At 67.0% G+C, this 7,631-nt stretch carries 5 protein-coding genes and 1 pseudogene; 4 read left to right on the forward strand and 2 right to left on the reverse strand.

Annotated elements, in window-relative coordinates; genetic code table 11:
* The first annotated feature begins 57 nt into the window (after positions 1-57).
* Positions 58-1,257, forward strand: coding sequence for an NAD(P)/FAD-dependent oxidoreductase (locus tag IE277_RS44550; protein WP_189959547.1), 1,200 nt, complete (start codon positions 58-60; stop codon positions 1,255-1,257).
* A gap of 10 nt (positions 1,258-1,267) precedes the next feature.
* Positions 1,268-2,206, forward strand: a complete 939-nt coding sequence (locus IE277_RS44555) for a sigma-70 family RNA polymerase sigma factor (protein ID WP_189959550.1) — start codon at positions 1,268-1,270, stop codon at positions 2,204-2,206.
* A gap of 219 nt (positions 2,207-2,425) precedes the next feature.
* Here IE277_RS44555 and IE277_RS44560 read toward each other — a convergent pair whose 3' ends face one another.
* Positions 2,426-3,670 carry a serine hydrolase domain-containing protein gene (locus IE277_RS44560; protein WP_444544862.1) on the reverse strand — a complete coding sequence of 415 codons (1,245 nt, stop codon included), beginning with the start codon at positions 3,668-3,670 and terminating at the stop codon, positions 2,426-2,428.
* A gap of 120 nt (positions 3,671-3,790) precedes the next feature.
* Between IE277_RS44560 and IE277_RS49995 the strand changes: the two are divergent.
* Positions 3,791-3,967 (forward strand): annotated as a pseudogene (locus IE277_RS49995) (helix-turn-helix domain-containing protein); the annotation flags it as partial.
* A 759-nt stretch (positions 3,968-4,726) separates the two neighbouring features.
* On the opposite strand, the gene IE277_RS44565 reads toward IE277_RS49995, so the two are convergent.
* Complete coding sequence (locus tag IE277_RS44565; RefSeq protein ID WP_229882512.1) at positions 4,727-5,395, reverse strand: phosphoribosyltransferase family protein; 669 nt, start codon at positions 5,393-5,395, stop codon at positions 4,727-4,729.
* 772 nt (positions 5,396-6,167) lie between these two features.
* On the opposite strand from IE277_RS44565, the gene IE277_RS44570 reads away from it, so the two are divergent.
* Positions 6,168-7,466: a PI-PLC domain-containing protein gene (locus IE277_RS44570; RefSeq protein ID WP_189959552.1), complete on the forward strand. Its 1,299-nt coding sequence runs from the start codon at positions 6,168-6,170 to the stop codon at positions 7,464-7,466.
* The last annotated feature ends 165 nt before the right edge of the window (positions 7,467-7,631 follow it).

Consider the following 7,631-nt stretch of genomic DNA (forward strand, 5'->3'; position numbering starts at 1 on the left):
CAGCAATCGGGGCGCTGTCTCGTTCAAGGGGCACGCGAACGAGACAGGAGCAACGCCATGAAGCACCGCATCGTCGTACTCGGCGCCGGATACGCCGGGGCCTTCGCCGCCGGAAACCTGGCCCGCCGGCTCTCCCCCGCCGACACCGAGATCACCGTCGTCAACGCCGTGCCCGAATTCGTTGAGCGGATGCGGCTCCACCAGCTCGCGGTCGGCCAGGACTTCGCGTTCCGCAAGCTCACCGACGTATTCGCGGGCACCGGGGTGCGGCTGCGCCTGGCGCGCGTCACCGGCGTCGACCCCGAGCGCAGGACCGTCGCCGTGACCGGCGAGGACGGCGAGGACGGCGACGGCGAACTCGCGTACGACACGCTTCTCTACGCGCTCGGCAGCTCCGTAGCCCACCACGGCGTCCCCGGCGTGGCCGAGTACGCCTTCGATGTGACCGGCCTGTCCTCGGCGCTGCGTTTGCGCGAGCGCCTGTCCGGACTGAGCGAGGGCGGCACCGTGCTGATCGTCGGCGAGGGGCTGACCGGCATCGAGACCGCCACCGAGTTCGCCGAGTCCCGGCCCGACCTCTCGGTCGCGCTCGCCGCCCGCGGCGAGCTGGGCGCCTGGCTCTCCCCGAAGGCCCGCCGTCACCTGCGCCAGGCCTTCGACCGGCTCGGCATCGCCGTCCACGAGCACACCGACGTCGAAGCCGTCGAGCCGACACGGGCGATCGCCGCCGACGGTAGGTGCCACCCGGCCGACGTGACCGTGTGGTCGGCCGGGTTCGCCGTGCACCCCATCGCTGCCGCCAGCGGCCTGGAGGTCGCCGAGACCGGCCAGATCGTCGTCGACCGCACCATGCGCTCGGTCTCGCACCCGGACGTCTACGCCGCCGGTGACTGCGCCTACGCGATCGGCGAGAACGGCCGACCGCTGCCGATGTCCTGCGCCTCGGCCGGCTTCACCAACATGCAGGCGACCGCCGCGATCATCGCGCGTCTGACGGGCAGCAAGGTCCCGACCACCGGGCTGAAGTACTACGGCAATCACATCAGCCTCGGGCGGCGGGACGCGATCTTCCAGATGGTGGACGGGGACGCCCGGTCGAAGTCCTGGTACCTGGGCGGCCGGACCGCCGCGCGGCTCAAGTCGGGCGTGCTCAACGGGGCCGGGTGGAGCATCGCCCACCCGACCTTCGGCATGCCCAAGCGCAGGCACCGCCTGGCCACTGCGCCTGACCGGGACGGTGTGAGGGTCGCCGCATAAGCTGCTCGGCATGGACAGCGCAGCCATCGATCGGTTCGAGGCCAGCCGGGGCCGGCTGGCCTCGCTGGCGTACCGTCTGCTCGGCTCGGCCGCCGACGCCGAGGACGCCGTGCAGGACACGTTCCTGCGCTGGCAGGCCGCAGACCACGAACGGGTCGAGGTGCCGGAAGCGTGGCTGACCAAGGTCGTGACCAACCTCTGCCTGGACCGGCTCCGGTCGGCGCAGGCGCGCCACGAGCGGGCGTCCGGTGCCTGGCTGCCCGAGCCACTCCTCGAGGGCGACCCGATGCTCGGTCCTGCCGACACGTTCGAGCAGCGCGAGTCGGTGTCCTTGGCCGTCCTGACCCTGATGGAGCGCCTCTCGCCGGTCGAGCGGGCCGCTTACGTCCTGCGCGAGGCCTTCTCGTACCCCCATGCCGAGATCGCCGGGATCCTCGACATCACCGTGTCCGCGAGCCAGCAGCATGTCCACCGGGCCCGACGCCGGCTCGCCGCCGAGCGCCGCGGCGGCGACGAGGTGGACCCCGCGTCCGCGCGCCGGATCGTCGAGGAGTTCCTCGCCGCCGCCACGTCGGGGCGCACCGAACGGCTGGTGGCGCTGCTCACCGACGACGTGACGGCGGTCTCGGACGGCGCGGGACTGGCCAGGCGGCTGCTGCGGTACACGACGCGCGAGCGCGTCGCCTCCTACGTGCGGGCCGGCTTCAAGGCCACTCCGGCGAAGCGGCGGCTGGCCGGCGGATCCCCCGCGTTCCACATCGCGTTGGTCAACGGCTCCCCGGCCGTCCTCGCCGTGGTCGGCGACCGGGTCGTGGGCGCCGTGGCGTTCGAAGTCAGTGACGGCAAGGTCGCGTCCCTGCGCGGCATCGCCGCCGCAGACCGGCTCGCGCGCCTCAATGAGGGCTGGCGGCAGCACGAACCTGACGCGCCGGTCATCAACGCATGGTGACCAGAGCCAACGCAATCCAGTGACCTGAGTCGGATCGAGGACGGCACCCCTTCGGTCCCCGCCCTGCACAGCAGCGCGGGGACCGAAGCACGTCGGTCTCCCGAACCAGACTCGGCCAAGCGGTTCGGTGATGATGACGACGCACGCATCATGGGCTCTTACCTCGGGCGCGTCGATCTCTCACGCGGCCGGGGTGACAACCGTCTGTTTCGGATGGCGTTACCGCGAACCCGCCGCCGGCTTCGTGATCGCATCGGCTATCCGCAGCACCATCTGCGTCTGGCTTGCGTCCCGGTGTGTCGGCGTCCACGAGTACACAGCCCTGCGCTGGAGGTCCCTCGTCGCCACCATCGCCGAGTTGTAGCCGTACCGCTCCCCCGTCTTACCCCACAGGGTCACGCCGTTCACCGTGACGGTCTGGAGGCCCATGCTGTACCTGGCCGGCGAGCCGTCCACCATCCGCACATCAGGCGCCGGCATCTCGAACATCTTGTCCAGTGTCGCCTTCGGCAGCACCTTGCCCGGGGTGAACAGGGCCGTGATGAAGCGGTCCAAGTCGCCCGTCGTCGATATGATTTCGCCCTCGCCCCACGCCTCAGACTGGTTGTACTCCGTCACATCCTTCAGGGTGCCGTCCGACATCGCCAGGTAGCCGTGGACGTGCGGGCCGTACATCTTCGGGTCATTGCCCGGGAACGAGGTGTGGTACAGGCCCAGTGGGCGCAGGATGCGGTCGCCGATCACCTTGCTGTACGGCTTGCCCGTCACCTTTTCGAGCAGCATGGCCGCCAGAACGTAGTTCATACCCCGGTACTCCTGCTTCGTGCCCGGCGTGAACTTCATCGGGCTGTCCTCGGGCAGGGTGGCCACCAGCTGCTTCGGCGTCCACTGGTCGTAGCGGTGCTCGAGGATCTGCTCCGGGGTGTTCGTCTGCCGCGACTCCGGGATGTGCTCGCTCGGCAGGCCGCTCGTGTGGTTGAGGAGTTGGGAGACCTTGATCGGGGCGTAGCTCTTGGGGAGCAGGCCCGGCAGGTAGTCCTGGACTGGTTTGTCCAGGTCAACCTGGCCCTCCGCCGATAGCTGCAGCACCGCCGCCGCCACGAAGACCTTCGTGATGCTGCCCGCCCGGAACGTATCGTCCTGGCAGATCGGCGCGCCCGTCCGCCTGTCCGCCACGCCCGCGGTGCCGTACCAGTTCCCCGCCGTGCCGCTGACCCGCAGCTGGGCGGCCGTTGCCTGTGGGTGGTCCAGATCGGAGATCGCCGCGCGGAGCGCCGCCGTGTCGAGCGGCGGGACCGCCGTGGACGAGGACGAGGCCACCGGCGACGGCGTCGCCGCGATCGCCACAGGGCTCGCAACGGCCGCAAGCAGGGCGGTAGTCAGCGTTACGCCCACGAGGGCCCGGCGGGACAGGAAGGTCGAAGTCATGACGATCATGATTCCGGCGCGGACCTGACCTGCCATCGGGGAACACCCCCCACCCTCCCCCCATGCGTCCCTGAGAACCTGCTCAGGGTTACAGAGCTCTTCGGAATCGTTGTCCGGGGTGGTGGCGTGTGGTGATCCCTGCGGTAGGCCGGTGGTATGCGGTACGCGCAGGTCGGTGGGCTGACCGCTGAGCGGCGGCGGTTTCGCGAACGGATCCGGTACGAGGCAGGCGAACGGTTCACTCACGGTCAGAGAACCGCGGTGATCGCGAAGGAACTGCGAGTCAGCAAGCGGTCGTTGGAACGCCGGCGTCGCGCCTGGCGGGAGGGCGGAATGACTTCGGCAGCGCTGGGTGCGTACATCGTCCTTGAGGGCGAGGCCGGGTTCACCATGACACCACCGCGCGCCCCACCTTAGGCGGGCGTGGACACCCGCTGGTGGTGCGGGTACAAGGCCGTTCTCTCGCCGGACTTGAACCCGGTCGAGGGTGCCTGGCCACTGTTACGGCGTGGCCCGTCGGCCAACCCTGCCTTCACCGACGACGAACACCTCGAACACACCCTCCGCTGGGGTCTGCGCCACATCCAGATCCGCCCCGACCTGCCGTCCCAACCTGATCGACGGCTACCTCACCGGTACTGGACTCACGCTCACCCAACAGCCGACAACAACGCAAAGAGCTCAGTAGGCAGCCGAACCCGGCCAGAACACGCCGCTGTGCAGTTCGGTAGGTGCCGCCAGCCGTCGGCCAACACGGTGATCTGCGGGTCCGGCCCGCTTGCCCGGCTCACGCCGACGCTTCCCGCCGCGCATCAGCAGGAACCACCTCCAGACGCCCCGGACCTCACGGCAGACCGACAGTTGTGCCATGGCTCCGCAAGTATTTCACCCGCCTTCCGCAGCACTCTCAGCCCCGCACAGCAGCGTTGCCGACGTATCCGATGAGAAGCATTGCAAGGCCTGTGACCTGTGGGTTTGATTCTGAGTGGCGCCAGATCCGGCCGCTACACCCACGAACCACGGCCCCCTGAGGCAAGCCGTCTGCGCGCACTCAACCCGACCGTGGAGGTTCTCATGCGACTCACCGTGCCCCTACGTCGCTCCACCGAGCACCCTGCCCCGCTTCGCCGTCGGCTCGCCAGGAGCCTGGCTGTCGCAGCCCTGGCAGGCCTTGGGATAACCACGCCGGGACTGCCCGTTCCAAGCCGGCAGTTCGGCAGCGGTGACAATGCTGCGAACGCCAAGGCCTGCGCAGCGAGCGGGGGTGGTCTGGTCGACGATGACGGCGCAGCCGGCCCAGTGGCCACCACACTCCTCGACCATCGACCGCACGGCCGCCGCCTGGCTACCGGTCTCGATCCAGTCGTCGACTAGCAACACCCGGCCCCCAGAGCTCACCGTCGCCTGCTGCAAGCGCAGTTCCTGGCGCAGACCCGGGTAATCGGGGTCGCTGCGCCGGGTGACCTTCGCCCCGGGAAAGATCCCCTCCCGCTTGCGTACCGGAACGAAGCCGACGCCCAGTTCCACAGCCACCGCCGCACCGAGCAGGAATCCCCGTGACTCGATGCCGCAGACCGACGTGATCCCCTCGTCTCGGAACGACTCGGCCAAGCTGCGGACCACCGCAGCGAGCGCCGCAGAGTCACGGAAGATCTGCCAGACGTCGGCGTGACCGTCGATCCAGCGGAAGTATTCGAGGACAAGGGTGCGTGCTTGGGACATCATGATCGCGAGCTTGGGGAAGGACAGCAGTCCAAGCAACTGGATTCTCCGTCTGGGGAACGCAGGCCGACAACGCGACGCGACAGACTCGCTCTCGTCTGCCAGAACTCACTCCGCTTCGCCGCGGCCCTCGATCGTCCCCACCCCTGACCAAAGAGACTGAACCTAGCCGTCGTCGCGTTGCATGTGGCCAAGCATGCGGGCTCAGCCGCACTGGTCGGTGATGGCGATGCTCAGGTGCGGCAGTCCCGTTGGTCACGGCCGACACGACGGTGAGAGCCTGCGCACTGCCGCCAAGGAGCCGTCGGCGACCAACCGGCGCCAGGCGCGGCCCGCGCAGCCCCTGCTTACCACTGCGTCGACTGCGGGGACAGCCTCGGACCTCGACATCAGCGACAGCGCGCGGTCCCTCACGGTCCGTCCTCGCCTTTTCCTTACATCTGCCTGGCACTGCCGACCAGCGCGCGGTGCTGCGCCGGTGCACCGCCGGTTGGTGCTACCCACTGCGTTCACGCGCTGCCGGCGGCGCTGGGGCGTCGCCGCGCTGTCCGACGTTCTGGCAGTGATACTGGTGTGGTCGGCCAGGGAACTGCCTGGCCGACCACGTCAACTCCCGCCTGCCCTCAGGACGCCCTGGCTCACAGGGCGCGGCACAGCCGGGCCTCGCACGACTGGCGAGTATGGCGCCACTACGTCGTCGAACAACACCCTCACGCTCCCCATCGCCCCGGTACCGCACGCGTACGGCGCCCTGCAGGCGTGCCTTGCGAGCCCAGAGCAATCAGGAGCAGATCCAGGAAGGAAGGCACAGATGAGCTACTTCATCAAGAACCTGGCGTATGTCTCGGTCGGGGGCATGCTTTTGAACGGGCTGACCGCAGAAACCGCACAGGCAGCCTCCTCACGTCCCATATGGGCGATCGCACATCGAGTGCTGGAGAAGAAGGCAGTAGACGCAGCCCTCAACCACGGAGCAAACGCGCTCGAGATCGACATGACCGCCGAAAACGGAGGGCCCTGGTGGGCTCAGCATGATGCAGGTGCACTAGGTCGGGGGGACAAAGCGGCGGATCTCTTCACCTACATCGGGCAGCAGCGGTCAGCCGGGAAGAACGTCAGCTTCGTATGGCTGGACATGAAGACCCCTAACGGCTGCGGCACTCATATCCCGAGTTATAACCAGTGCAAAGTGCAGGCTCTCGCCGAGGACGCGCGAAAACTTCTCGAAGACAAGGGAATCTACGTCATGTACGGGTTCCCTCAACTGTCAGGGGTTCAGCCCAACAAGTCCGGGCTGCGGTACATGGCACAGCACCTCACAGACAAAGAAGCCATCAGCGTGAGCGCAGGAAGCGGTATCAAACCATACGGCGAATTCGACAACGCCTTCAATGTTCTGAAGACCGTAGAGCAGATTCCTCCCGATCAGCGCGTGATCGACTCCGGGTTCTTCAACCCAGGATTGGCAAAAAAGCAGCAGATACTCGATGGCTTGAAGAAGGGAGCCGGATATCGGGCCGAGAACAATCTCGCCAGGGTCTTCGGCTGGACTGCCGTGTACTCATCGCAAGTCAGCGAGATGCTGGACACGGGAGCCGACGGCGTGATCTACGGAAACGCCAGCCGCCAGTACACAGGCGACAAAAGCAACGAAGAACTCATGAAGAAGTTCCACGACCGCATAGCCTCCAGCGGAGGCTCCCTCAGGCTGGCAACCACAGCCGACGCTCCATTCGGCAAGGGAAAGCAACCAGCATCCCCGGGGCTCTACCTGAAGGCGACGTACTCCCGCCAATGCCTGTCAAGGTCCACGTTCAACATGCCTGCCATGGAGGACTGCAGCGCCGCAACTCCATGGAAGGAACTGCCGAACTCCAACGGCACATTCAAGCTCCAAAACCTTGCGACGGGACTGTGCCTGACTGAGGTGATGGGCCGTTTGGCGGCCAACCCAAAATGTGGAGGAAATGAAGAAAAGTATCAGCAGTGGTCACGCCAGGGCGACATGCTGAAAAACAGAAGCTATTTCCTCAACGGGGCTTCGCTGACCAAAGACCCGAACAGTCAGCAGGCCCATGACGTTCACTGGGAAGAGATCAAGGTCGGCTGAGCGACTAATACTCCAGCTGTACACCGATGTCACCTCTGGTCAAGGGCCTGTCGGTGGAGCAGTTCCAGGCGGAGTCTTGAGCGGCATCCGGCAGAGCGCGCCTAACCTCGATCATTCATGAGGGTGCGTCAGCTTGCTGACGGACCCTTTGTGGTGAGTGCTGGT

This window comes from Streptomyces alanosinicus (genome assembly GCF_014650595.1).
Classification (GTDB): Bacteria; Actinomycetota; Actinomycetes; order Streptomycetales; family Streptomycetaceae; genus Streptomyces; species Streptomyces alanosinicus.